The sequence below is a fragment of the Thioalkalivibrio sp. ALMg13-2 genome, from assembly GCF_000381185.1.
GTDB classification, from domain to species: domain Bacteria; phylum Pseudomonadota; class Gammaproteobacteria; order Ectothiorhodospirales; family Ectothiorhodospiraceae; genus Thioalkalivibrio; species Thioalkalivibrio versutus.
Window position 1 is genome coordinate 20450 of record NZ_KB906101.1, and the last position, 22005, is coordinate 42454.

25 protein-coding genes and 3 pseudogenes are annotated in these 22005 nt (G+C 63.9%); 18 read left to right on the forward strand and 10 right to left on the reverse strand.

Going from position 1 to position 22005, the window contains the following annotated elements; genetic code table 11:
• The first annotated feature begins 128 nt into the window (after positions 1 to 128).
• Entirely contained in the window at positions 129 to 2576 is a 2448-nt protein-coding gene (locus F618_RS0101530) for a hypothetical protein (RefSeq protein ID WP_155997972.1), read from the forward strand.
• Between the two features lie 74 nt (positions 2577 to 2650).
• A pseudogene (locus F618_RS16290) lies at positions 2651 to 2983 on the forward strand (hypothetical protein); the annotation flags it as partial.
• A gap of 16 nt (positions 2984 to 2999) precedes the next feature.
• Here F618_RS16290 and F618_RS0101540 read toward each other — a convergent pair.
• Entirely contained in the window at positions 3000 to 3761 is a 762-nt protein-coding gene (locus F618_RS0101540) for a SprT-like domain-containing protein (protein WP_019567578.1), read from the reverse strand.
• Positions 3762 to 3983: 222 nt separating this feature from the next.
• Between F618_RS0101540 and yjjJ the strand changes: the two genes are divergently transcribed.
• The 5 genes from yjjJ (at position 3984) to F618_RS0101560 (ending at position 6686) form a co-directional block, all read left to right on the forward strand.
• Positions 3984 to 5378, forward strand: coding sequence for a type II toxin-antitoxin system HipA family toxin YjjJ (gene yjjJ / locus F618_RS14700; protein ID WP_026331111.1), 1395 nt, complete (start codon positions 3984 to 3986; stop codon positions 5376 to 5378).
• 87 nt (positions 5379 to 5465) lie between these two features.
• Positions 5466 to 5741, forward strand: coding sequence for a hypothetical protein (locus tag F618_RS15905; protein WP_155997974.1), 276 nt, complete (start codon positions 5466 to 5468; stop codon positions 5739 to 5741).
• Positions 5742 to 5794: 53 nt separating this feature from the next.
• Positions 5795 to 6034, forward strand: coding sequence for a MazF family transcriptional regulator (locus F618_RS0101550; protein WP_231362655.1), 240 nt, complete (start codon positions 5795 to 5797; stop codon positions 6032 to 6034).
• 29 nt (positions 6035 to 6063) lie between these two features.
• Entirely contained in the window at positions 6064 to 6321 is a 258-nt protein-coding gene (locus tag F618_RS0101555) for a type II toxin-antitoxin system RelB/DinJ family antitoxin (RefSeq protein WP_019567581.1), read from the forward strand.
• Positions 6318 to 6686, forward strand: a complete 369-nt coding sequence (locus F618_RS0101560) for a hypothetical protein (RefSeq protein WP_231362656.1) — start codon at positions 6318 to 6320, stop codon at positions 6684 to 6686. The genes F618_RS0101555 and F618_RS0101560 overlap by 4 nt, the downstream gene beginning before the upstream one ends.
• A gap of 92 nt (positions 6687 to 6778) precedes the next feature.
• Here the strand turns inward: F618_RS0101560 and F618_RS0101565 are convergent, their stop codons facing one another.
• On the reverse strand, positions 6779 to 7150 hold the full coding sequence (locus F618_RS0101565; RefSeq protein WP_018937339.1) for an antitoxin Xre-like helix-turn-helix domain-containing protein: 372 nt from the start codon (positions 7148 to 7150) through the stop codon (positions 6779 to 6781).
• 171 nt (positions 7151 to 7321) lie between these two features.
• Here F618_RS0101565 and F618_RS0101570 point away from each other — a divergent pair, with 171 nt between their 5' ends.
• Positions 7322 to 7549 carry a hypothetical protein gene (locus F618_RS0101570; RefSeq protein ID WP_019567582.1) on the forward strand — a complete coding sequence of 76 codons (228 nt, stop codon included), beginning with the start codon at positions 7322 to 7324 and terminating at the stop codon, positions 7547 to 7549.
• 4 nt (positions 7550 to 7553) lie between these two features.
• Here the strand turns inward: F618_RS0101570 and brnA are convergent, their stop codons facing one another.
• Both brnA and F618_RS16140 read right to left on the reverse strand, forming a co-directional pair.
• Entirely contained in the window at positions 7554 to 7823 is a 270-nt protein-coding gene (gene brnA, locus F618_RS16135; RefSeq protein ID WP_019567583.1) for a type II toxin-antitoxin system BrnA family antitoxin, read from the reverse strand.
• Positions 7824 to 7826: 3 nt separating this feature from the next.
• A pseudogene (locus F618_RS16140) lies at positions 7827 to 7994 on the reverse strand (BrnT family toxin); the annotation flags it as partial.
• Positions 7995 to 8156: 162 nt separating this feature from the next.
• Here F618_RS16140 and F618_RS0101580 point away from each other — a divergent pair.
• From F618_RS0101580 to F618_RS0101610, 7 genes and pseudogenes are all read left to right on the forward strand, one after another.
• Complete coding sequence (locus tag F618_RS0101580) at positions 8157 to 9269, forward strand: Fic family protein (protein ID WP_026331112.1); 1113 nt, start codon at positions 8157 to 8159, stop codon at positions 9267 to 9269.
• A 369-nt stretch (positions 9270 to 9638) separates the two neighbouring features.
• Entirely contained in the window at positions 9639 to 10394 is a 756-nt protein-coding gene (locus F618_RS0101585; protein ID WP_019567585.1) for a type IV toxin-antitoxin system AbiEi family antitoxin domain-containing protein, read from the forward strand.
• Positions 10395 to 10767: 373 nt separating this feature from the next.
• Complete coding sequence (locus F618_RS0101590) at positions 10768 to 11595, forward strand: type IV toxin-antitoxin system AbiEi family antitoxin domain-containing protein (RefSeq protein WP_155997978.1); 828 nt, start codon at positions 10768 to 10770, stop codon at positions 11593 to 11595.
• Positions 11585 to 12508, forward strand: coding sequence for a nucleotidyl transferase AbiEii/AbiGii toxin family protein (locus F618_RS0101595; RefSeq protein ID WP_019567588.1), 924 nt, complete (start codon positions 11585 to 11587; stop codon positions 12506 to 12508). Before F618_RS0101590 ends, F618_RS0101595 begins: the two co-directional genes overlap by 11 nt.
• Before the next feature lie 170 nt (positions 12509 to 12678).
• Positions 12679 to 12996, forward strand: a pseudogene (locus F618_RS0101600) (transposase); the annotation flags it as partial.
• Between the two features lie 475 nt (positions 12997 to 13471).
• Complete coding sequence (locus tag F618_RS0101605) at positions 13472 to 14173, forward strand: M15 family metallopeptidase (protein ID WP_019567590.1); 702 nt, start codon at positions 13472 to 13474, stop codon at positions 14171 to 14173.
• Positions 14174 to 14267: 94 nt separating this feature from the next.
• Entirely contained in the window at positions 14268 to 14477 is a 210-nt protein-coding gene (locus tag F618_RS0101610) for a hypothetical protein (RefSeq protein ID WP_018168968.1), read from the forward strand.
• 34 nt (positions 14478 to 14511) lie between these two features.
• Here the strand turns inward: F618_RS0101610 and F618_RS0101615 are convergent, their stop codons facing one another.
• The 3 genes from F618_RS0101615 to F618_RS0101625 are packed head-to-tail and all read right to left on the reverse strand — an operon-like array spanning position 14512 to position 17429.
• Positions 14512 to 15522, reverse strand: coding sequence for a M14 family metallopeptidase (locus F618_RS0101615; RefSeq protein ID WP_018951674.1), 1011 nt, complete (start codon positions 15520 to 15522; stop codon positions 14512 to 14514).
• 8 nt (positions 15523 to 15530) lie between these two features.
• Entirely contained in the window at positions 15531 to 16970 is a 1440-nt protein-coding gene (locus F618_RS0101620) for a glutamate-cysteine ligase family protein (RefSeq protein WP_018948106.1), read from the reverse strand.
• A 3-nt stretch (positions 16971 to 16973) separates the two neighbouring features.
• Entirely contained in the window at positions 16974 to 17429 is a 456-nt protein-coding gene (locus tag F618_RS0101625) for a hypothetical protein (RefSeq protein WP_019567591.1), read from the reverse strand.
• A 141-nt stretch (positions 17430 to 17570) separates the two neighbouring features.
• Between F618_RS0101625 and F618_RS0101630 the strand changes: the two genes are divergently transcribed.
• From F618_RS0101630 to F618_RS0101640, 3 genes are read left to right on the forward strand one after another with little or no spacing between them, the layout of a single operon-like run.
• Positions 17571 to 18134 carry an RNA polymerase sigma factor gene (locus F618_RS0101630; RefSeq protein ID WP_018175650.1) on the forward strand — a complete coding sequence of 188 codons (564 nt, stop codon included), beginning with the start codon at positions 17571 to 17573 and terminating at the stop codon, positions 18132 to 18134.
• Positions 18124 to 18951, forward strand: a complete 828-nt coding sequence (locus F618_RS0101635) for a hypothetical protein (protein WP_018175649.1) — start codon at positions 18124 to 18126, stop codon at positions 18949 to 18951. The genes F618_RS0101630 and F618_RS0101635 overlap by 11 nt, the downstream gene beginning before the upstream one ends.
• A gap of 21 nt (positions 18952 to 18972) precedes the next feature.
• Positions 18973 to 19461 (forward strand): DsrE family protein, encoded by a 489-nt coding sequence (locus F618_RS0101640; RefSeq protein WP_019567592.1) that lies wholly within the window; start codon positions 18973 to 18975, stop codon positions 19459 to 19461.
• A 36-nt stretch (positions 19462 to 19497) separates the two neighbouring features.
• Here F618_RS0101640 and murU read toward each other — a convergent pair whose 3' ends face one another.
• From murU to F618_RS0101655, 3 genes are read right to left on the reverse strand one after another with little or no spacing between them, the layout of a single operon-like run.
• A complete protein-coding gene (murU, locus tag F618_RS0101645) occupies positions 19498 to 20172 on the reverse strand; it encodes an N-acetylmuramate alpha-1-phosphate uridylyltransferase MurU (RefSeq protein WP_026331114.1) in 675 nt (224 codons plus the stop codon).
• Positions 20173 to 20175: 3 nt separating this feature from the next.
• Positions 20176 to 21171: an aminoglycoside phosphotransferase family protein gene (locus F618_RS0101650; RefSeq protein WP_019567594.1), complete on the reverse strand. Its 996-nt coding sequence runs from the start codon at positions 21169 to 21171 to the stop codon at positions 20176 to 20178.
• Positions 21168 to 21947: a metallophosphoesterase gene (locus F618_RS0101655; RefSeq protein WP_018168976.1), complete on the reverse strand. Its 780-nt coding sequence runs from the start codon at positions 21945 to 21947 to the stop codon at positions 21168 to 21170. Before F618_RS0101655 ends, F618_RS0101650 begins: the two co-directional genes overlap by 4 nt.
• Between the last annotated feature and the right edge of the window lie 58 nt (positions 21948 to 22005).

The window sequence follows — 22005 nt, forward strand, 5'->3', positions numbered from 1 at the left end:
AATCCCTGAAAAGCTTGGGAGAAGCGCTTTGCGAGGCGGTTCCGGAGGAGCCCAGGAAGCCCCGGTCGGTGGGCGCGAAGTTAAGTGAACTGAACCACGGAAAGACGGGATGGTGGGAGCGGAACAGCATGTTCGCCGACAAGCTGGCGGATTTGCTCGGGTGCCCCAAGAGTGAGCTCGGGATCCATCCGGAGGCCGACCTATTGGCCGCTTATCGGTTTGAAGGGTTTCCGGAGATGCGGCCTCTGGATTTGCGCCGCGAGGAAGCATGCCGCGTGGGGTATTTCAGCCACGAAAATCGGGACTGTAGCGATGAGTTGGATTCTTGGCTGGACGTGCGGTCGGGTGTTCTCGCCGGACACGGCGTGCCGCGCGGTGTGTCCTGGGTATTTTTCCCAGGGGGAACCGGTCTAGACCTGTTCTGGCAGCGACTCAACGTGGCGGGTTCGTTCGAGTGCATGGCCGCAACATCCGTCTGCGACGCGAAAGATCGTTTGCTGGATCCGACGCCCCTCTGTCTTAAGGTTTCGGACTCCAAAGGGTCGAGCGATCGGGGGGCATTGGAGCGGCGTGCTCCTCGAGGGGCCATCCTGATCGTGGCTCCATTTCCCCTGCCAGAAGAGTTTTTAGGTCGCCCAGGTTTGGAGCGGCTGCTCGCGACCTTCAATGATCACCGTGTGAGGGGGTACGAGTTCCGATTGATGCACGACTGGAAAAAACGGCTGGTCGCCTGGATGGCTTCGCGGCTTAACGCCCAGTCCGGACGGGAATGGGATAGTGGTCCGCTGCGGCGATGGATACGCGATTTGCCGAATCCTGAGGTGGTGGCAACTCCGCGAGCCCTAGTCGAGGTTGCCGGGCTGGCGTATCGCGTCGGGTCGAAACAGTTGCCGATTGTTGGGGAGCGCGGCGCGGCGCAGCAATTGCTTTCGTTGCTGAGGGACGGCACGGGACAGGCCCAGCGGGAACTGTTCCCTGTCTATGTGAAGACCTGGTTCTTTTCGTCCAATGTGCCGTGGTCGTCGTGGATTGAGGCGAGGGACTGGAAACGATTGGCTGACCGCGTAGGTAAAGCGATCTCGCCGCACCAGGGCAATGAGGTGCCTGTCTCCTTACGAGATGAACCAGCTCCTCAAGAACCGCCCTCTGCATCGGATCCCGCGGAGTCAACCGGAACCGCGTCCCATCTGAACGAAGCGGACTGGGTCGAGACGAATGCGGTGGGTGCGGTGAAGTTGATCCCGCACGTGGCCGTCCACGCTTTTGTCACAGAAGAACTGCGGCGGTTGATCACGAATGGGGATCCTCGCGAATGGGGTACTTTGTGCTTTGACCCGGAGCGATCCGCGCTTGTTCTGGATGCGCTGGCGTCTCTCGGCGAAGAAGAGATCACGGCATGTGCCCTCTGTGTTGTTGAGGACGCGGTGGATGATGCGGCGAACATCGGCGCCGCAGAGGCGCTCTTCTCGGCCATGGGACGTGGCCAATGGGAGACAGAGCAGCCCTCGCAGGCCATGATCGATCTCCGGGACCTCGTGCTGGCAAGGCTGTTCGGGGGTGGCGTTACGGTTGGGCAATCCTTGTCGTCCGCTTCGGGCAACACGGATTGGTGGGACGCGGCGTGCTGGGCGTGGAGTCTTTACACGAAGCCCCCCACATACGCGCTCCCGCTTGACTGGCAAGAATGCTTCCCGGGTTGGCTGGATTCGCCCAGTCTTGCACTGCACGGAGTCATCCGAACCCCTGATGCGAGCGCCGGCATTGGTGACCTTCCACTGGCGCAACGACACTTGGTGCGCCTTGCGTGCGTGATTGTGGATCGGCTACCGACCGCGCTCATTGACGCTCCTGCCATCTTCCATCCTGGCTTGCTTTCGCGGGCCATGCGGGACAATTGTTTGGTGTTATGGGAGTGGTGGGGAACCGTGATGTCCGCGGACTGGGCTCAGGATGCCTTGTCTGAAAAAGTCCGGGGAGAGAAGGATTCCACGCAGGCCTTGATCTCCCTTTTTCGGGCCATCCCGCGAGATGATAAGAAGCCGGGGGAGCTCCATTTTTGGCTCATTGGGCCTTCCGTGTTCAAGGACTCTCTACTCGAAACGGCCGACCTCGCAGTATTTCTTGAGGCTCTGAACGAGCGGCAGTTGGCAATCCTTACCCCGGTGTTCCCTCTGATGTCCGTTCCCATCCAAAGAGAAATACTGAGCCATTGTCGCGGGCTGCCTAACGCGTTCGCGTGGTGGAAGCGCTTCCTTGGTGGGCTCACCCCGGACTTAAAAGAAGAAGTGGCCTGTTGGGTAAAGAGCTCGGGTCCGGAGAGTCATGCTGCTGCGCGATGGCTATGGGAGGAACAGCACGCAAAAGCAATCGAGATGCTGGAAATTCATTTCGGCACGACGATCGGTGACAAGCTGTTGGAGAACTATGCTGGGGGCAAAGAGAAACTGGAGGGGGTCGTCTCGCTTTTGGAGCAGGCCGGCGAATCCAGTCCATGCCAGACCCGTTCCTTCGCAAGGGCACAGCTCGCGATGTCAGGGCATCTCGCTCCGAGGTTGCTGGCCTTGATGAGACGATAGGTTCGGGGTAGACCCGCCGATAATTCCGCCGAGTGGATCTGTCGACTTCCCCGGATTAGGTCCACGCATAACTAGAGGAGGCGGCCCGCCAGAGGGAGCAAGCGCGCCTTGACGCCTATCTCGCTCTGCGCAATCTACTGGAGCGCAAGCCGGAAACGCTGACGGGCGGAGAACCGGATTGGGAGGCGCTTGCCAATCGCTGGCTGGAGCTCATCCGTCCCTACTGGTATCGCCGCCTGACCCAGCAGCGCCGGGGGTTCCTTCGCCTGCGGGATCTGCGCAAGGAACTCATTGAGGCGGAGTCGGAGCTTGGCCCCGAGGTACTGGAGGCGTTTGCCAGCCTCCCGCTTCAAAGCTCTGCGGAGGAGCGGGTGGTCGCGGCCATTCTCGGCATGCCCGCGCGTTGATCTGATGTTGGCAGGGTCAACCTGCGTCTTCGGAGGCATGGCTCATGGGCTCCATGCAGGAACCACAGACGACCTCGGTTTCCGGTCGCGCCCAGACTCGCGCGTCGCAGGTCGGACAGTTCATGCGGACACGGGGATCCGGGCGCGGCGCGGGTGGCGCGAACACCGCGGGTTTTTCGGCATTGTCGGGCAGGGGGATCGTTTCGGCCGGCGCGGGGGCGCTGGCCACGGCCAGGCCCTGTTCGGCCAGGGCCTCCTGCACTTGGGCAACCGATTCCGGATCGGTGGGGGCATGCCGGTCGAACCAGGGTAGCTCGAACCCGGTGGCCAGCAGGTCCGAGCAGGCTCGGGCGAAGGGCCCGGCCGGCTGTATGTAGTGCGTGACTCGGCGTCCGGTCTGTTTGCCATCCGGCAGGCCGGTATCGCTCGGCACCAGACCGATCGCTTCCATCTTGCCGACCCACTCCCGGTTGTGGTGGTTCGACCGGCTCGGTCGGCCAAAGCACTCCTGCCAGTGATGCACCATCTCGTGTACTAGGGTGGAGAGCGCAACTTCCAACGGATTCAGGGTGAAGTACCCCGGATGAACACCCAGCTCGTGGATGATCGTGCCGTCGCCGGAGATGAAGCGCTCGGCGTGGTGGTAGCCCCGTTGCCGGCGGGAGCTTCGTAGCGTGATCAGGCAGGGCGGCAGTTCGTTGTCGAACAGCCGTTCGTTGAAATGATCGAAGGCCTGCTGCAGGGCGGAGTACATCGACAGGGTGGGGCAGTCGGTCATGGTGTGTTTCCGAGGTCGAGTCTGGAGCCCCGGGATTGTATCGCCCCGCCTTTGTTACAAATCCTGTCACAAACGCAGCAGGTCGGGACCCCTCCTGGCCAGGGCTCGCTTCGGCCATGGGATTGTTTCAGTACATGCTTCGGCGGGCTTTTGAAGCTATATATATCAAACCCTTAATGGGTTAGTATCTTCTCAATAATCATTTCAATTGGGCGGGTTCGGATGAGGAGCAAACGACAAGCGGCGCACCAGCAGCTCGGCTTGGCGCTTGCGAAATTCGCCCCGGCGCGCGCGGCTGATCTTGCCCGCGAATTGGGCCTGTCGGTTCCCACCCTGCACCGCCTGCTGCAGGAGACGACTGAGCCCGTCCTTGCGGCCGGCCGGGCTCGGCGCACTCGCTACGCTCTGCGCCGAGCCCTGCGGGGCGATTTCTCGCCCCTCCCCATCCGTGCGATTGACGAGGCCGGCCAGCCGCACGAACTCACGGAACTCTCGCCTGTCCAGCCGCAGGGCTGCCATGCCGACTTCGGTGGTTCGGATTGGCCTTTGGAGGATGACGACCAGACCCCCGATGGGTGGTGGGACGGGCTGCCATATCCTCTGTACGACATACGCCCCCAGGGCTATCTCGGACGCCAGCTGGCACATCGCTTCCAGGACACCCTTGTGGTGTCGCCCAATCCCGATACCTGGAGTGACGACGATATCCTGTGGGTTCTGAGTCGCGTGGGGTCTGATCTCCCGGGCAACCTGATTGTCGGCGATGCCGCGTTCCAGGCCTGGCAGAAGGCCCGCCTGGATCCGCCGCTGATCCTCAAGGCGGACGATATCGAACGCATGTACGTGAAGGCGGCGGAGGAGGCCATCTCGCTGGGCCTCGCGGGCTCCAGCGCTGCGGGTGAATTCCCGAAGTTCACCGCCCTCCGGGATCTGCGAGACAGCAATACGCCGCATGTCATCGTCAAGTTCTCGGGGGCCGATGATTCCACGACCGTGCAGCGCTGGTCCGATCTGCTGGTGGCGGAGCACTTGGCACTCCAGACGGCCTCCGCGCTCCCTGGCGTGCAAACCCCTCCGGGCCGCATCCTTCAGCATCAGGGCCGAACGTTTCTGGAAGTCGAACGCTTCGATCGCCACGGCTTGTTCGGCCGCAGCCCGGTGGTGACGCTGGAGACCGTGAACGCGGCCTTGCTCGGCCATACACCCACGGCATGGGACACCCTAGCCGAAGGACTCGCCAACAAGCGCCTGCTGGCACCCGAGGCCGTCACGGCTATCCGTTACATCACCTGGTTCGGCCGCCTGATCTCCAATAGCGACATGCATCTGGGCAATCTCGCCTTTCGACCGGAGGACGGGCGGCTCACCTTGTGCCCGGTCTACGACATGCTCCCGATGGCGTACGCGCCACTCCCAGGTGGCGAACTCCCACGAGTGACATTCGATCCAGCCATGCCATTGCCCCGTGAACATGGCGTGTGGGTCGCCGCCTGCCACGCCGCCATCGCTTACTGGCAAACCGTGGCGGATGACACCCGCATCAGCTCCATGTTTCGCAGGATTGCCTCCGACAATGCCGCCGAGCTCCAGAGGCGCCTGGCACTCGTCGCACCCTGATCGCCCGTCGTGCAGCTGTCGACTGTCGCCTTCCCGTAAATTCGGTCCATTGAAACTGGACGTCTCCGTGCGTATTCCGGTCGGAACGTGACCGATTTTGGCCCTGGCGCCGGAATCCGCGGTCACGATCAATCGGAATGGGCGGTCACGATGGGCCGGAATACGCATACCGCCGCGATTGCCTTTCTCAAGGCGATGGGTGAGCCCCAGGACAACGAGGTGGTGACCGCGGAAAACCCTCTCTCGCTTGTCCATGCCGCAGCTCTTTGGGCAGGGTGGGCAAGGGATCTCGGTCGTCTTTACGCCGAATGCTGCGTCATTCGTTCGCGAGAGCCGTACGATGGAGTGATCGACCATCTCTGACAGCCGCATGTCGGTCTATTTGGAGCGGCGTTAAACCATCATGCGAGGGTGCCATGCAAAGTGAAATCAAACGCTGGGGGAATAGCGCTGCCGTGCGACTTTCCAGCAAGGTTTTGGCGCAAGCCAACCTTGAGGTATCCAGCCCGATTCATATCGAGGTGAAGGCCGGAAAGATCATGATCGAGGCCGTTCATAAGGCTCCACGCAAGGTGAATCTTCCCTTCTCGGAAGCGGATCTGCTGAAGGGCCTTGATCCCCATGGCGCTCACGCGGATGAGCTGGCCCAGCCCTAGAGGCGCGAGAAGCCCCTGAGGAGGACGCCATGTGTAGCGATTCCGTGGTTCGAGCCCGTATCGACCGTGAAACGAAAGAGCGCGCGACGGCGGCTCTGGAGGCGATGGGCCTGTCCGTGTCCGATGCCATCCGCCTATTGATGCTGAGCATTGCGGAGGAAGGGCGGTTGCCGTTTTCTGTCCCGATTCCGAATGCCACCACCGAGGCCGCGATGTCCGAGCTGGGAAATGGCAAGGGGAAGCGGTCCGGGTCGGCCGACGAGTTGTTTCGGGACCTGGGCCTTTGATCCGTTGGCGCTACACGCCTCGCGCCGGCGCGACCTGGAAGGCATGGGTACTTGTTGGTCTATTGCTGATGGTCGGCGCTGCAGCGGCCGGTAATGCGGTGACCTTTGTCGTCGAGACGACCGAGATCCAGGCGATCGAAGAGCACCAGGGGGTGATGTGGATCCAGCTTGCCCCCTCGTCAGCGGCCCGCCTGGAAGAGGTTACTGCGAAATCGCATGGGAGGGAGCTGGTCGTTGTCGTGGACGGCCTGCAGATCATGAGCGCACGCGTGAATGTGACCATCCGGTCCGGTGTCATTCGTGCAGACGGTGTTTCATCGGACGTCCGTCAACGGCTTATTGACGGGTCTCCGCGTCTCAATTGAAGGGTAAGGCCGGAAAGGTGAAGGATTCGTCGCGGCCGGCGCGGATGCAGTTGCTTTCGCTGCCGCACCACTCGCCAGCCGCGGGCCCGGCTTCAGATGCGAGCGCGATGTGCGTCCACATACTCGACTACGCGCGCTAGCCCCATCACGTTGCCCACGAGGTGACCCGGAACATCGTGCAGTTCGGTATTGGGGTTGTGCATCCAGGCCCGAAGGGAGCGCTCGTCGCCGGCCGTAATGGCATCGAGCCCGCGGTAGAGGCGGACCAGCAGGGCCGCAAGCTCCCAGTGCTTGGTGTGTTCGTCCAAGAAGTAACCGCCGGCGTACATGCGGCTGATCGTGGCGGGACTCAGCCCCAGGGCCCTCGCCAGTTCCGACTGTTTCATCCCGAGCCGTTCGGCGGCCCGCGCGACGGCCCGGGTGAGTACCACCTGCCGCTGCTCCGCGTTTGCCGATTGTTTCATGGGGCCCTCCGGGGTGAGATTAAGTCTCTCGATGGAAATCGTATTCTTCCCCGCTTCGTGTGGGAAGACTCCTTGTCGCGCCGGCCAAAAAGAAGCGACCGTTTAGTGTTGGCCTTTCAGAGGAAGCGATCGCTTATTTTTTCCTGAAAGGCCGACACGACCACCGATGGGGTGTTCCTGTCGATCAATGAACCCAAGGGTTTCTCACCGACGGCGAGTTATGAGCAGCAGTTCGAGATCAACCGAAATGGCCGGGCCGCCGAACCGCACCCGGAGATCGAGGACAACCGCTACGAGGCGTTCAAGGCCGCGCTTGCGGAGCTGGGCGACAAGCTGACCGAGGCCACCCCGGCCGCGTTCGAGGACGTGGACCGGATCAAGGCAGCGGCAGGGCCATAACGGCCTAATGCGTGCTACCGGCGGCATCGTCATTCAGCGGCTTGTGCGCCGCTTCCGCCTGTAGGCGCTCGACCAGCCACACCTTGATGATGGACTGGCGCGTTACACCGATGCGCGTTGCCTCCCGATCCAGCGAATCCACCACCCAGGCGGGAAAATCGACGTTGATACGCTTGTGGTCCTGATTCACGCGCCGCGCCGAACCAAGGTCGAGATCGCCAACGATGGCTTCTTGCCCTTCGTCGAACTTTTTGTCGAAGTCTTCGGCTTTCATAGAGTCCACCTCTTTCTTGCGCGAGCGCCTGACGGAGATCAGGCGGATATGGCCCTCCCTGTACGTGACGACAGCGGACCAATGCCTGCCGCCGATCTTCCCGATCAACAGGAACCGTGGTTCCCCCTCAGACCTGGCCTGGACTTCCAGCAGATTCGGGTCTTCCCACAGCGTCGTACCGGAACCCATCCATGATCTGAACTTATACCTTTTTCGCCTATTGTCACGCGGCGGCCGCGGCGCGCGAGCAGGGACGGTTGCTCGGGCGGATGCAGGACGTGGGCAATGCGGAGAAAAACCCGCATAATGTCCGCACTGAATGCGGAGAATGTGGTGCGATACATCTGGGAACACCCCGACTGGCCGAAGTGGCACTGGGATGCGGACCGCATCGCTCAGCCGCTTGCGGCCGCGGCGCGCGAGCAGGGACGGTTGCTCGGGCGGATGCAGGGCGTGGGCTTTGCGCTTCGCGAGGAGGCCTGGCTGCGCATGCTGTCGTCGGACATCGTGGACTCGGGAGCGATCGAGGGGGAGCGGTTGCCGCTGGACCAGGTTCGCTCCTCGCTCGCGCGTCGCCTTGGCTTGGAAGCGGGCGGTTTAGTCGCGTCGGCCCGGGATGTCGAAGGCATGGTGGAACTGATGCTGGATGCGACGAGGGACTTTGATCGTGAGTTGACGGTGGACCGACTGTACGACTGGCATGCGGCTCTGTTTCCCACAGGGCGCAGTGGCATGGTTCGGATCCCTGTGGCGCAGTGGCGCGATGACGGGGACGGGCCAATGGAGGTGGTGTCGGGGCCAGTGGGACGGGAGAAGGTGCATTTTTCCGGCCCACCGGCCGTGCGTGTCCCGGCGGAAATGGATGCTTTCCTTGCTTGGTTCAAGGCACCCGGCAATGCGGATCCGTTGCTGGTCGCGGCGCTGGCCCATCTTTGGTTCGTGACAATCCATCCGTTCGCGGACGGCAACGGCCGTATTGCGCGGGCCATCGCGGATATGGCGTTGACGCGGGCGGACGGGTCGCCGCAACGCTTCTACAGCATGTCCGGGCAGATTCTGCGCGAGCGGGCCGACTATTACGGGATGCTCGAGCAGACCCAGAAGCAGGGTGGGCTGGACGTCACCCCATGGTTGGAATGGTTCCTGGGGTGTCTGCTGCGGGCGCTCGACAACGCGGAGGGCTCCCTCCAAACCGTGCTGTACAAGGCGCAGTTCTGGGAGCGGTTCGCGACGGAGCCGCTTAACGCGCGTCAGATCAAGGTACTCAATCGCCTTCTGGATGGTTTCGAGGGCGGAATGACGTCCTCGCGCTGGGCCCGCATGGCGAAGTGCTCGCAGGACACCGCCCAACGCGACATCGCGGACCTCCTCGACCGCGGCGCGCTGAAAAAGAATCCTGGTGGTGGTCGCAGCACAAGTTATGCGTTGCCGGATGCGACTCCCTGACGTGCGACGGAAGCGGAAGTCTTTCGGATAAACGCGCCCCCTCTTTGCGTGGCTGCGAGTAACCTCTACGGTTTTCAGAATGTGATCATGAACCAGCCGCCCCCATCCGTGAGCTGAGTTAAAGCGACACATCCCCCTCGATGTCCCCCTGAAGCTTTCGGTTCATTCCAAACGTTCGCTGAATCGGGTGGTAAGGGCGCCTCAGTGGTGCGCGGCTGCACTGCGGATCGGTAGGCGGTGTGCTTGTTCTGGCCGTTCAGGCTTCTTCTGGATGGTTCGTGTTCAGCATTGCGCTCGTTTGAGAAATGATTATTTATCGTAGCCACGCTACGATTACGGGCGTTTTATTGGTTGATACCGGATGGCTTTATGTGGTTTAGTCGTAGTGTGACTACGACAACCCGATCCCATCTAAAGGCGCTCTATACCAGAGTGCCTCCGGGAACGCCGCTGACCACGACCGACCTCAATGAGCTGGGCATTTCGGCCGACTTGGCGGTCTATTACGTCCGGTCGGGGTGGCTGGAACGCCTCGCGCGGGGCGTCTATTGCCGCCCGGGTGAGGACCTGGAGTTGGAAGCCAGTCTCGTCTTGTTGCAGCGAAAGCTTCCGGGCCTCCACGTGGGTGGCAAATCCGCCCTGGAGTGGTACGGCATGCGGCACTACGTCCTGCACCAACCCACGCTGTGGTTGTATGGCTGGGCTGCTGGGCGGCTGCCGGACTGGTTTTCCGAGCGGTTTACGGCGGTATATCACCGGAAACGCCTATTCAATGAAACACCTGATGCCATGCTGCATGTCGGCCCCTTCGAGCGTCGGGCGAGGGCACCCGATGTCGCCGCGCCGGAGCGGGCCCTCCTCGAGCTCCTCAGTGAAGTCGGTGTTCGGCAACCGCTGCAGGAGGCTCGCGAGATCGTCGAGGGGGCCTATCGTCTGCGTGCCGATGTCCTTCGCGAGCTCCTGCGCGAGACGAAGAGCATCAAGACTGTCCGCCTGGCTCTGCAGTTGGGACGAGAGTTCTCGCTCCCTTGGGCGGCCAAGCTGGATCCGGCCGAGCTCCCAACCGGCAGTGATCGGCCTTGGGTATCCGGGGCCGGCGATGATCCGCTGGTCCTCAAGCCATGAACTCGGCCTACCTTGAAACGGCGCGCCCGCTGACACAGGTCGCACCCTTCGTGTTCGTGGACGTATCTGACGTCAACTATTTTGGCCGGCCAGAGTAATTGTCGTTAGATGCGGACGACACTTTCGCGTCGAAGGGGGGCGGTGTCCACTTCCCCGGAATCCGCGGTCACGATCAATCGGAATGGGCGGTCACGATGGGCCGGAATCCGCAGCAGGACCCGATTTCGCCGAATGCTGCGCGAACCTACGAAACCTTGTCAGAGACAAAACGCGTGACATAGCGCTTTCGAATTATCCTAATTAGTGCACTTATAGCACCCTGAATTTTGAAATCCCGAAGTAGTCTTGCTGCAGTCTTCGAGATTTCGCTATAATGTGCACTATGGGTGCGCAAAGATCGGACAAGCTAAAGAGTGTATTAGAAGCTGTTCCCGCCGGCTTTATGGTGGATGCGCGCTGGCTGGAGAACCACGGCGTCAGCCGGTTCCTCACCCGGAAATATGTAGATAGCGGCTGGCTGGAGCGGTTGGAGCGCGGTGTTTTCCGTCGCCCCTCGCCGCAGTCAGTCCCTCCGGACTGGAAGAGTTGCGTCCTATCTCTCCAAAAAATCATGGGTTATCACGTCCATGTCGGCGGCATGTCCGCCCTTGACCTCCAGGGCTACCGGCACTATCTCCCGCTGGGTGCGCATCCGCCCGTGTGGCTCTACGGCAGTGACACACCAACCTGGCTTTCGCGCCTCACCCTCGACGCACCACTCATAAGCCGCCCCCTGTCCCTGTTCGATGACCCGTCGCTTGGTCTGACGGAATACAAAAACGGCAATGCCCCAACTCTGCCCTGGGGCTGGGCGCTCCGAATATCCTCGCCGGAGCGCGCGATCCTCGAAGCACTTGACGAGCTGCCCACGCAAGAGAGTTTCCATAATCTTGACATGATGTTCGAGGGGCTGGCGACGATGCGGCCTCGCCAGCTTACGGCGCTGCTGCAGAGCTGCCGCAAGATCAAGCTCAGACGTCTATTCTTCGTCTTCGCCGACCGCCACAAACATGCCTGGCGCGAGCGCATTAACCCCGACGACTTCAACCTCGGTACGGGTGACCGCGCCCTGATAACGGGCGGCAAGATCCATCCGCGCTACCGCATCGTGGTCCCGCCGGAATTCGTCGATACCCCAACGGAAGATGCCGATGGCCCGTGACGCCTATAGTGCACAGGTAGCGCTTTTGGTGCGCCTGCTGCCCTTCATCGCGGCGGAACCCGTGTTCGCGCTCAAGGGCGGCACTGCCATCAACCTGTTCTACCGCGACATGCCGCGCCTGTCGGTAGATATTGACCTGACCTACCTGCCGGTCAGAGACCGAGCGGAAAGTCTGAGGGAGATCAACGCGACGCTCGGCAGGATCATGGACGCGGCCAACGCCGGCATTCCGCGTCTCCGGGCGCAACGTATCGAAGGCGGCGGTGGCGGCGCCACCCGTATCCGAGTACGGCTCGACGGCGCCGAAGTCAAAATCGAAATCTCACCCGTCACGCGCGGCGTCGTGCACGATCCTGAACGCCGCGCAGTATCCCCAACGGTCGAAGATGAATTCGGCTATGCCGCTGTCCAGGTCGTGTCATTTGAGGATTTGTTCGGCGGCAAACTCCATGCGGCGGTCGATCGCCAACACCCCCGCGACCTGTTCGATATCAAGCTGCTCTACGAACACGAAGGGCTGACCGACGCGCTGTTCCGTACCTTCCTGGTCTATGTCGCCAGCTCGCCGCGTCCGGTGCATGAACTGCTCGCGCCTGGACTGAGCGATCTGAACGAACCCTATGCCAGGGAATTCGTCGGCATGACGACCAGCCCGATCACCCTCGACGAGCTCGAAGCGACCAGAGTCCGGCTTATCGCCGATATCTGCGGTCGCCTGCGCGGCAACACAGCGCAATTCCTACTGAGCCTGCATGACGGCGAACCTGATTTCAGAGCGATCGGCCTGCCGCAGGCACAAACCCTTCCAGCCGTCCGCTGGAAACTCTTCAACCTGAAAAAGCTTGCGAACGAGAACGCAGCCAAGCATGCCGCGCAGCGCGCGGCTCTCGAACATCTCTGCGGCATCTCGTAGTCTGTCGGACCGTGGGTTTGGTAGCGAGCAGGGTGGGCCGGGTTTGATGTCCGGGCCACAGCCGTGAACGCCCGTAGTCGTTCAGCTTCCGGACACTGCGATTCCTAAGGTGGGTCGCGGGTTTCGGCCGCGCCTGCCGATAGCTGTCTCTAGCCGACCCTGAGCTGTCCGCCGTCGAGACGCTGCGCAAGGACCGCGAGGCCTTGCTGGCGTTCTACGACTTCCCGGCCGCGCACTGGCAATCGATCCGGACGACCCACCCGATCGAATCGACGTGCGCCTCCGTGCGCCTGCGCACCGCCAAAACCCGCAGTTGCTTTACCCGCAACACCATCCTGAGCCTGACGTTCAAGCTCGGCCAGAGCGCCCAGAAGCGCTGGCGCCGACTTCGGGGTTACGAGTGGCTCGACAAGCTCGAGCGCGGGGTTCAGTTCATCGATGGCGTCGAGCAAACCGAGCCATCGAACACCGACTCGAGCGCCGCTTGACTCTCAGTGCTCATGCACCAGAATCGACAATAAGTCGTCGGACGGTCCCGGCAGCCGAGGTTGTTTCGCGGGCGCGAAACGGCGCCCGAAACGCTGGTCAGGAAGGTCCTCGTGGATGCCGCGGCGGATGATCTGAGGGTGGTTCAGCGCCAGACTGGCACAGATTCTGGGCCAGGCCGGTACAGTTTTCTGTGCCTCCAGGGACCAGAATCGACACCAATTGGTTTCGAATCGGCCGGTCTCCATGGCCTTCGGAGTGGCTTCATAGAGCCGTTTTAGACCCATTCGGCGCGCTGAAAAACGATCTGAGGGTGCGCACTCATAATGATGGGGTCCCCTGTTCGAATCAGGGCGTAGCCACCACCGAATTCTCCAAAAGGGCTGCCTTCCGGCAGCCCTTTTTGGTGTTGGGCGCTGCTACCGGTTTTGGCTTTGCGTATCCTGGCAGTGACGAAGGCGTGGGCAAGGGGGCGGTATGCGCAGCAAGCGGACGATTCTGGCGGGGCTTGGGCTGCTGGTCGCAATGGCGGCAAGTGGGGCCACGGTCGCGGATGATGGGCGCCCGGCAGGGTTTGTTGCGGCGGGTGACGTGGTAACGGACCTGGTCGAGGAGATCCGGTACTTTGGCGACGACAACTTCGTGGGCGAACGGATCGATGGTTACGAGTCCCCCGTTTGCATCCTGACGTCCCCGGCCGCCCATGCCCTCGCCCGGGTGCAGGAACGTCTCGCGGCGTTCGGGCTTGGTCTCAAGGTATTCGACTGCTATCGGCCCGCGCGGGCCGTCGCGCACTTCGTGCGCTGGGCTGAGGACCTCGGCGATACCCGCATGCAGGCACGGTATTACCCGGAAGTTGCCAAGGACGAGTTGTTCGAGCATGGCTATATCGCGGCCCGGTCGAGTCACTCGCGTGGCTCGACGGTCGATCTGACCTTGATTGATCGCGATTCCGGCGAGGCGCTGGAGATGGGCACCGGATTTGACCGGTTCAGTCCGCGCTCCTGGCCCGGGGATGACGGTGTTTCCGCACAGCAGCGGGCCAACCGCATGCTTCTGCAGCGGCTGATGGTAGAGGCGGGCTTCGAGCCCTACGAGCAGGAGTGGTGGCATTTCACCCTGGCGGACGAGCCCTTTCCGGATCACTATTTCGATTTTGTGGTCGGCCGGGGCCAATAGGCGCGCCGGAGGGCTTTATTGCCGCCTGTTCGGGGCTCGGCTAGACTGCGCGCCGGCCGGCCCGGCTCACTGGGACCAACCTCGGATGAACGCCATGAAACGTTACGGAATCCGCATTCGCCTGCCGGAAGGCAGCACCCTTTCCATGCCGCACCTGCTGGGGGCGGACTGGGAATCCTATCGCTGGTATGACAGTGCGCTGGAGCGTGACAAGGCGCTGGCGGACATGCAGCGCGACCTCCCGAATTACCGCAAGGGCGATCACGTCGCCCAGGTCCTCGAGCGCGTCGAACGCGACGCCTGAGCCGGATTCGAATCCGTCGCGAACAGCGGCGGGATCAGAGCGTCAGCGGCTCCATCAGGTAGCACAGGCAGTCCTGGGCGATCACGCGGGTGTCCAGCGTGAGCATGGACGGCATCGCCTGGCGCTTCAGGCGGATCTCCTGACCGGCCCGCTCCAGATATTCCCCGGTCACCTCCGAACCGTCCTCGGCGATCGCGATCAGCGGGTCCTGGGCGTCCGCGTGCACATTCACCAGGCGCGAGCCGGCGGGCAGTAGCTGGAAATTCAGGCCGTCCAGGTCGGGTTCCAGGCGGACGTCGTGCTGCGCGTCCAGTCCGACCTGTAGTCCGGGGCGCACCCGTACCTGGGCCACGGTGTGGAAGATCTCGATGGCGCCCGTCCGCGGCGGCTCCTGGGCGAAGTGGTCCAGGTGCAGCACTGCATCGATCATCTCGCGCGCGTGGTCCACGCCGGCCGCGTCCTCGGGGTGGCCGCATTCCACTGTGACGGCCGGTGCGATACGCGCCAGTGCCATGGAGGCGACCCCGCGCGGCCGGGTGAAGTAGACCACCGTGCGTCCGAACAGCGCGGCCAGATTGAGAAACGGCGCCTCCAGACGGTTGATGCAGGCGTAATGGGGATTGCGCCCGGTGTTGTTGTGCAGGTCGATTGCGGCGAACAGGCCGCGTCCTTCCAGGCGCCGGCAGAGTTCGGCGAAGACGTCGGCCTCGCGAGAGCCGCCCTGCTCGGTCCCCGGCCAGATGCGGTTGAAGTCCGGCTGGTCGTCCAGGTGGCGCTGGTTGAGCGCTGCGGCCTGCGGGTTGCCCACGACCAGGGTCAGCGCGCGCGGCAGCGGGCGCCCGGTGTAGTGGCGCAGGAGTTGCTGCACCGCGTGCAGGCCCACCGGCTCGTTTCCGTGCAGCAGAAGGACCACGGCCACCGCAGGCTCGCGCTGGCCTTCCAGGTGGATCAGCGCCGGCCCGGGCACGTACTGGTGCAGGGTGGCGGGCGTGGCCTCGAGGAAGCCGTCGGGTAGTTCGAAGTATTCGTTGATCGAGAGAGTCACGGGTTTCCTCAAAGTCCCCAGGTGTGAACCGGCGCGCCGGTGTTCTGCCAGCCGCGGTAGGCGTGGACCAGGCCCGGCCAGTCGCGGCCGTGGCGCGCGACCCAGTCGCGTTGCCAGTGCGTGCCGGTCTGGCGGCTGGCGACGCGCGCAGCGATGATGCCAAGCAGGTTGTCGCGTTCGCTGCGGTCGATGCCCAGGCGCTCCAGACCCTCGGCCGCCCGGGGGAGCAGCTCCCGCGTGATCAGGCGTGGCGCCGGGACGGGGTCGCGATGGCCCCAGCGCAGGCGAGCATCCAGCCCGTAGCGGGCGGCATTGTAGAAGTTGTCGCGGGCCTCAGAAAACGGGGTCTCCAGCGTTCCGTTGGGCGATTCGGCCACCAGGTACTCGATCAGGCCCAGGGTGAAGGCGGTGTTGGCCAGCATGTCGATCAGCGACGGGCCGGCCGGGAGGCAGCGAAACTCCAGGCGCAGGCTGCGTCGGCCATCCGCGTCGCAGCCGACGATCGGCCGGTTCCAGCGCCAGATCGTGCCGTTGTGGAAGGCGAGGTGGGCCAGTTGATCGGCCGGCTCGTCGAGGGCTACCGGCAACAACACCGGGAAGTGCTCGAGGTTTTCGGTGAACAACTCGCCGATGGATGCGTGCAGATAGCCGGTGCCGAAGGTCACGCGGCGGATCGGGCCACGCGCCGAGTTGGCGAACCCGCCGACCTCCACCGACTGCTCGAACAACGGGATGCGGCTCTCGGCCCACAGGTCGTGGCCGAAGATGTAGGGCGTATTGCCGGCGGCGGCCAGCACCGGTGCCGCGGCGACCAGAGAGGCGTTGTAGGCGCGGTGGGCGACCTCGGGGCGGGTCTCGATATGCACCTGGAAGGAGGTCGCCGCGGCCTCCAGCATCACGTCCGCGTGGCGGTGCTGCAGGTGCTCGTGACCGACGATATCCACCTGCAGCGGGCGCTGGGCGCGTTGTTCCAGGATCGCGCTGTTCAGGGCCCGGTAGCGGGCCTGCTGCGACATGTGGTGGATCCCGAGGTCGTCCGGTTCCAGGGTGGGCAGGCTGCCGGCCATCAGCAGTTCCGCCCCGGCGTGGCGGGCCGCCCGGCGCGCGCGGCGCAGGGTCTCGTTCAATTCGTCGAGGATTGCGCTGAAGCAGCCGGGACCGGCGCGGAAGACGCCGCTGTTCAGTTCGACATTGAACTGCGCCAGTTCAAGGGTGGCCAGCGGGCTGTCCATCGCGGCGAGGAAGGCGTCATTGACCGGTAGCGGTCGCCCCTGGGTGTCGCATAGCCAGGCTTCGATCTCGAAGCCCAGCCGCGGGGGTGGGGCGGGGTCCTCGGGCGGTTGCGTGCGCAGCCAGTCCAGCAGCTGGGCCGTCTCGTCCGCGAGGGCCTGGTGGAAGCGGTCAAAGTCTGCCGCGCCGAAGTGCTCCTCGCGGATCTCGCGGCCCAAGGCCTAGTCCTCGTCCCGGTCGTCGTCCGGTGCGTCGTCATAGAGGCTCTCCAGAAGATCGCCCCAGATCTGTTCGTGTTGCTCGATGAAGGTCAGCAGGCTCTTGCGGAAGGCGAGATAGTCGGCCTCGAAGGCTTCGAAGTCCGCCCCGCCATTGAGCAGCTTGGCAGCGCGGTCGGTCTGCTGCAGGCTGTCACGCAGGTTGAGGCTGGCGGCCATCGCACCCTTGACGCGTTCGCGCTCGTGCGGGATCCAGGCGCGGTCCGACAGCATGGAGCGCAGGTTCTCGCCCAGTTCCAGCAGGCGCTTGCGCAGGCGCGGGACGGCGCCGATGGTGCCGGTCTTGAGCTCGCCCCAGACGGCATCGGTGATCAGGCGCGCCCAGCGTTCGCGCAGATCCCGCACGGTATCGGGGTCAAAGGCGAAAGCGCGCTCCAGTTGTTGCGGATCGAATGGCATTGGGTATCCTGATCGACGAAGCCCGGGATGTGCGGCGTCTGCGGTGGAGGGGCCGGAATAGCCTCGCGCCCCGTAGCGTCCTACAGGGTACAAGAACAAGCAAGGCCGCATGTACGGCCTGCGGATGGAGGAATCGACAACATGGCGACCTGGTTCGCGCAGCGCAGGCTGCGTCAGAAGGTGTGCGACCTGCGGCCACAGATGTACCGCATGGCATTCGCGTGGTGTCACGATGCCGCGCTGGCGGATGACCTGGTGCAGGAGGCAATGATGAAGGCCCTGACCCGGCTGAAGTCGTTGCAGGACGAGAACGCCCTGAAGGCCTGGGTGTTCCGCATCATGACCAACTGTTACCGCGACTGGGGCCGGCGGCAGAAGGACACGGTGGATGTGGACAGCATGGAGCTGTCCTGCGAGGACTGCCCGGAGCAGCAGACCGAGCGCAATCGCATGGTCGCGGATGTTCACCGGGCCATGGCCGAACTGAGTACCGATCACCGGCAGGTGGTCGCGCTGGTGGACCTGGAGGGTTTTGCCTACTCCGAGGTCTCGGAGGTGCTGGACGTACCGATCGGCACCGTGATGAGTCGCCTGAGCCGGGCTCGGGCGCAGTTGAAGAAGGTGCTGCTGGAGCAGCAGGCCGACACGGGGACAGCGGCCGATACACCCTATCTCAAGGTAGTGAGGAATCGGCATGTCGAATGAACGACTGAGTGCAAAGAATCGACCCAGCGAGGAGATTCTCAATGCCTTCGTGGACGGCGAGTTCTCGCCGGAGGATCGTCTGTTTACGTTGAAGACGATCGCCTCCAGTGAGCATCTGAGTCGCGAAGTCTGCGACATGCACCAGCTCAAGGAGCTGGTGAACATGGCCTACGAAGACGTCCCGGCCGGACGCGCGGCCGGCACCACCGGTGGCCGTTGCCGGTTATCGCGTGGTGGACGTTCGGCCTGGTTCCCGTCGGTGGCGGCCGGCGTGCTCGCGCTGGTCGTGGGTTCGCTGGGTGGATACGAGATCACTCGCGATGCCGGTTTCTTCGGGGGCGACCATGCTGCTGCGGCCGGCCAGGAGTCCGGGGCCCTGGCGCAAATGGCTGCCAGCGATAACGCGCCCGGCGGGGCCGCGGCCCCGCAGCAGGTGTTTTCGGCAACCGAAACCGATCAGATTCTGCTGCACATCAACGAGGCGGATACCCGTGCGATGGCCGAGTTGCTGGACGACATCGAGAGCATGTATCGCGAGGCGGCCACGGTCGGGCGCGACCTGAACGTGCAGGTGGTGGTGCACAACAACGCGATGGGCATGCTGCGAACCGACAGCGCACCCTATCCGGAACGCGTCGCGAGCATGGCGGAGGCGTACCCCACGCTGCGCTTTACCGCCTGTGCCCAGACCCTCAACCGCCTGGCGCGCGAGGAAGGCCAGAAGGTGGATATCCTGCCACAGGCTGAACTGATCGATTCCGGCGTCGCCGAGGCGGCCCGCCGTCAGGCGGAAGGCTGGATCTACATCAAGGTCTGATTCGGCACGGCCGGAGTCTCGATGCAAGTCGACCCACAAGTGCTGCGCCCCGGCTGGTTCCTGGCCGGGGCGCTCTTGTTGATGCTGGCGGCAGGCGGCGCGACTGCTGTATTGATGGGCGCCGTCGCCAAGGCGCCGGCGGCCGAAGAGCCGCTGCGGGTGGTCTATCACATCAACACCGATGACCTGGAGCTTCACCTGAACGCCCTGCGCAACCTGCAGAATCATATCGACGGTAGCCCCGATGATGTTTCGCTCAAGATCAAGGTGTTGACTCATGGCAGCGGCATCAGTCTGCTGCAGCACGCCCGTACCGATCCGGACCTGCGCAGTACCGTGAATACCCTTAAGCTGCAGGATGTGCGCTTTTTGGTGTGTGGCAACTCGCTGGAATCGCGCGGGCTCGAACGCAGCGATCTGCATGAGGTATCGGACAGGGACGTGGTTCCCAGTGGCATCGTGGAACTGACCCGCCTGCAACGCTCCGGTTACACCTACATCAAGCCCTGACCGGACCGGCCGCATCCCCCCCCCTGCGTTGGGTGATCAGCGCCCCCCAAGCTCGGTGTCCAGCGCCGCCAGGCGCTCCGGTGTGCCGATGTCGCGCCAGGCGCCGGTGTAGTGTTCGCCGGTGACCCGGCCGGCCTCGATGGCTTGACGCAGCAAGGGTCCGAGGGCCTGGCGCCCCGGTGGCAGATCACGGAACAGCGCCGGGTCGTACCAGCCGATGCCGCTGAAGGTCAGCAACTCGTTCCCCGCCAGGGCCACCCGCTCCCCGTCCAGGGCGAAATCGCCCTGCGTGTGATGGTCGGGGTTGGCGACCAGTACGAGGTGCGCGAGCGGTCGGTCGGTGGCCGTGTTCATTGTCGTCGGGGGTGTCAGCGGGTGGTCGCACCAGACATCGCCATTGACCACTAGAAACGGCTCCTCCCCCAGAAGGGGAAGGGCCTGGCGGATCCCGCCCGCGGTCTCCAGGGCACCCTCGGGCTCCGGTGAGTAGCGAATGGCGAGGCCTGACTGGCGTTCACCCAGGGTGGCGCGGATCTGTTCGCCCAGATGCGCGAGGTTGATGACTACCTCGCGGTACCCGGCGGTCGCCAGACGATCCAGCGTGTAGCCGATCAGCGGCCGGCCACCGACCGGCAGCAGCGGCTTGGGGCAGTGGTCGGTCAGCGGGCGCATGCGTTCGCCGCGCCCGGCGGCCAGGATCATTGCGTGCACGGCTTAATCCTCCCGCATCCGTTCGGGCATGTGGGTGCGGAACCAATCGGCCACCGGTGCCAGCGCCGGCTGTGACAGCCCCTGCGCAAGGAGTCGATGCAGGCGCGGCAGGTGTTCCAGGTAGCGCGGTTTGGCATCCCGGCGTGCCAGGCGTACGAAGATCCCGAGGATCTTGGTGCTGCGCTGGACGCCGAGGACGCGGTAGTGCTGCATGAAGATCTCGGGGTCCCAGGCCGTTCCCGCGGCATAACGCTTCAATGCCCGCTCCACGGTGGCGGGTGACACCTCGCGCCGGGCGTCTTCCAGCAGCGAGACGACATCGTAGGCGGGGCTGCCGATCACGGCATCCTGGAAATCCAGGACGGCACAATCGCCATCCTCGCCGGGTGGCAGCATCAGGTTGTCCACGTGGAAGTCGCGTAGCACCAGTGTCCCGGGCAGGACGGGCAGGCCTTCCAGCGCCTCCCGCCAGGCTGCGAGAAATCCGTTGCGCAGGGAGGCGCTCATCGGGGTGCCGTGTTGTTCCGGCCAGTACCAGTCGGCAAACAGCGCGGCCTCGTCCAGCAGGCGCGGGGTGTCGTAGGCGGGGACGTCCGGGGCCTTCGCGGCCTGCGCTGGCCAGGCGCGATGCAGCTGGATCAGGGTGTCGATGGCGCGGTCGTACAACGGGCCTTCCGCGGCCCCCTCGGCGAGGGCCCGGGTGAAGGTTCGGTCGCCGAGGTCCTCGAGCAGCACGAAGCCGGTGGCTGGATCGTGCGCAAGGATGCGCGGCGGGCGTAGCCCCAGCGATTCCAGCAGTCGCGCAATCTCCACGAACGGCTCGGTGGCCTCGCGCTCGGGTGGCGCATCCATCAGCACCATCGGTTGGTCGTCGCGGCACAGGCGAAAATAGCGCCGAAAACTGGCATCTGCACGCAGGAGTGCCAGGTCGGTAAACTTGCCCGGCTGGTCCTTCAGCCAGGCCTGGAGCTGCTCGCTGCGGCGATCGTCCGGGATCATGCACGGGCCTCGGGAAATTCGCCGGATAGACGCTCGACGCGGGTGTCGATGCGGCCATCGGCATGCAGTGCCAGTACGCGGTAGCCGGCATGTTCGGTATCCAGCGCGAACTGTTCGGAGCCGGGGGCGAACTGGACGCAGGTGGAGGGGCAGCCCAGCAGTTCGACGCCCTGGCGCTCGGCGCGGAAATCCTGATGGATGTGGCCGAACAGACAGGCGCGTACGCGCGGGTGGTGATCCAGGATCGCGAACAGGTCGTCGGGATTGGTCAGGCCGATCCGGTCCATCCATGCGCTTCCGACGGGCACGACCGGGTGGTGAACGGCGACCATGCCCCAGTGATCAGGGTGTGCGGTCAGTACTTGATCCAGGCGCGACAACTCGGCCGGCTCGATGCGCCCGGACGCCTGCCCCGCAACCGCCGAATTGATCCCGACCAGCAGCCAGTCGCCGAGCAGCCGGTGGCCGTCCAGGGCATGTCCGGCGCCCGTGAAGGCGCGGTGCAGCAGGGTCCAGTCATCGTGGTTGCCCGCCAGGCCGGCGAGCGGCCAGCCTTTCACGTGTTCGTCGAGCATTGCGAGGAGTCGAGTGTAGGCCGCCGGATCCGGATCTTCGGCCAGGTCGCCCGTGAGCCATAGCAGGTCCGGCCGGGCCTCGTTCCGGCGCAGGGCCTCGAGCACGCGGGCGAGCTGGCGGTCGCTGTCGGGATAACCCGGTCGAATGGGGCCCGGCTCCCGGCCGAGGTGGGTGTCGCTGATCTGAAGGATGTGCTGCATGCGGCCGGTGTCGTCTTCCGTATGGTGCCGGTTGTGTGCGTTCGGGCGCGCTTTCGTG

Coding starts and splice junctions, on each gene's coding strand:
- F618_RS0101530 (WP_155997972.1), top strand. CDS start 129: ATGTTCGCCGACAAGCTGGCGGATTTGCTCGGGTGCCCCAAGAGTGAG.
- F618_RS0101540 (WP_019567578.1), bottom strand. CDS start 3,761: ATGACCGACTGCCCCACCCTGTCGATGTACTCCGCCCTGCAGCAGGCC.
- yjjJ (WP_026331111.1), top strand. CDS start 3,984: ATGAGGAGCAAACGACAAGCGGCGCACCAGCAGCTCGGCTTGGCGCTT.
- F618_RS0101550 (WP_231362655.1), top strand. CDS start 5,795: ATGCAAAGTGAAATCAAACGCTGGGGGAATAGCGCTGCCGTGCGACTT.
- F618_RS0101555 (WP_019567581.1), top strand. CDS start 6,064: ATGTGTAGCGATTCCGTGGTTCGAGCCCGTATCGACCGTGAAACGAAA.
- F618_RS0101565 (WP_018937339.1), bottom strand. CDS start 7,150: ATGAAACAATCGGCAAACGCGGAGCAGCGGCAGGTGGTACTCACCCGG.
- brnA (WP_019567583.1), bottom strand. CDS start 7,823: ATGAAAGCCGAAGACTTCGACAAAAAGTTCGACGAAGGGCAAGAAGCC.
- F618_RS0101585 (WP_019567585.1), top strand. CDS start 9,639: ATGTGGTTTAGTCGTAGTGTGACTACGACAACCCGATCCCATCTAAAG.
- F618_RS0101590 (WP_155997978.1), top strand. CDS start 10,768: ATGTGCACTATGGGTGCGCAAAGATCGGACAAGCTAAAGAGTGTATTA.
- F618_RS0101595 (WP_019567588.1), top strand. CDS start 11,585: ATGGCCCGTGACGCCTATAGTGCACAGGTAGCGCTTTTGGTGCGCCTG.
- F618_RS0101605 (WP_019567590.1), top strand. CDS start 13,472: ATGCGCAGCAAGCGGACGATTCTGGCGGGGCTTGGGCTGCTGGTCGCA.
- F618_RS0101610 (WP_018168968.1), top strand. CDS start 14,268: ATGAAACGTTACGGAATCCGCATTCGCCTGCCGGAAGGCAGCACCCTT.
- F618_RS0101625 (WP_019567591.1), bottom strand. CDS start 17,429: ATGCCATTCGATCCGCAACAACTGGAGCGCGCTTTCGCCTTTGACCCC.
- F618_RS0101630 (WP_018175650.1), top strand. CDS start 17,571: ATGGCGACCTGGTTCGCGCAGCGCAGGCTGCGTCAGAAGGTGTGCGAC.
- F618_RS0101635 (WP_018175649.1), top strand. CDS start 18,124: ATGTCGAATGAACGACTGAGTGCAAAGAATCGACCCAGCGAGGAGATT.
- F618_RS0101640 (WP_019567592.1), top strand. CDS start 18,973: ATGCAAGTCGACCCACAAGTGCTGCGCCCCGGCTGGTTCCTGGCCGGG.
- F618_RS0101650 (WP_019567594.1), bottom strand. CDS start 21,171: ATGATCCCGGACGATCGCCGCAGCGAGCAGCTCCAGGCCTGGCTGAAG.
- F618_RS0101655 (WP_018168976.1), bottom strand. CDS start 21,947: ATGCAGCACATCCTTCAGATCAGCGACACCCACCTCGGCCGGGAGCCG.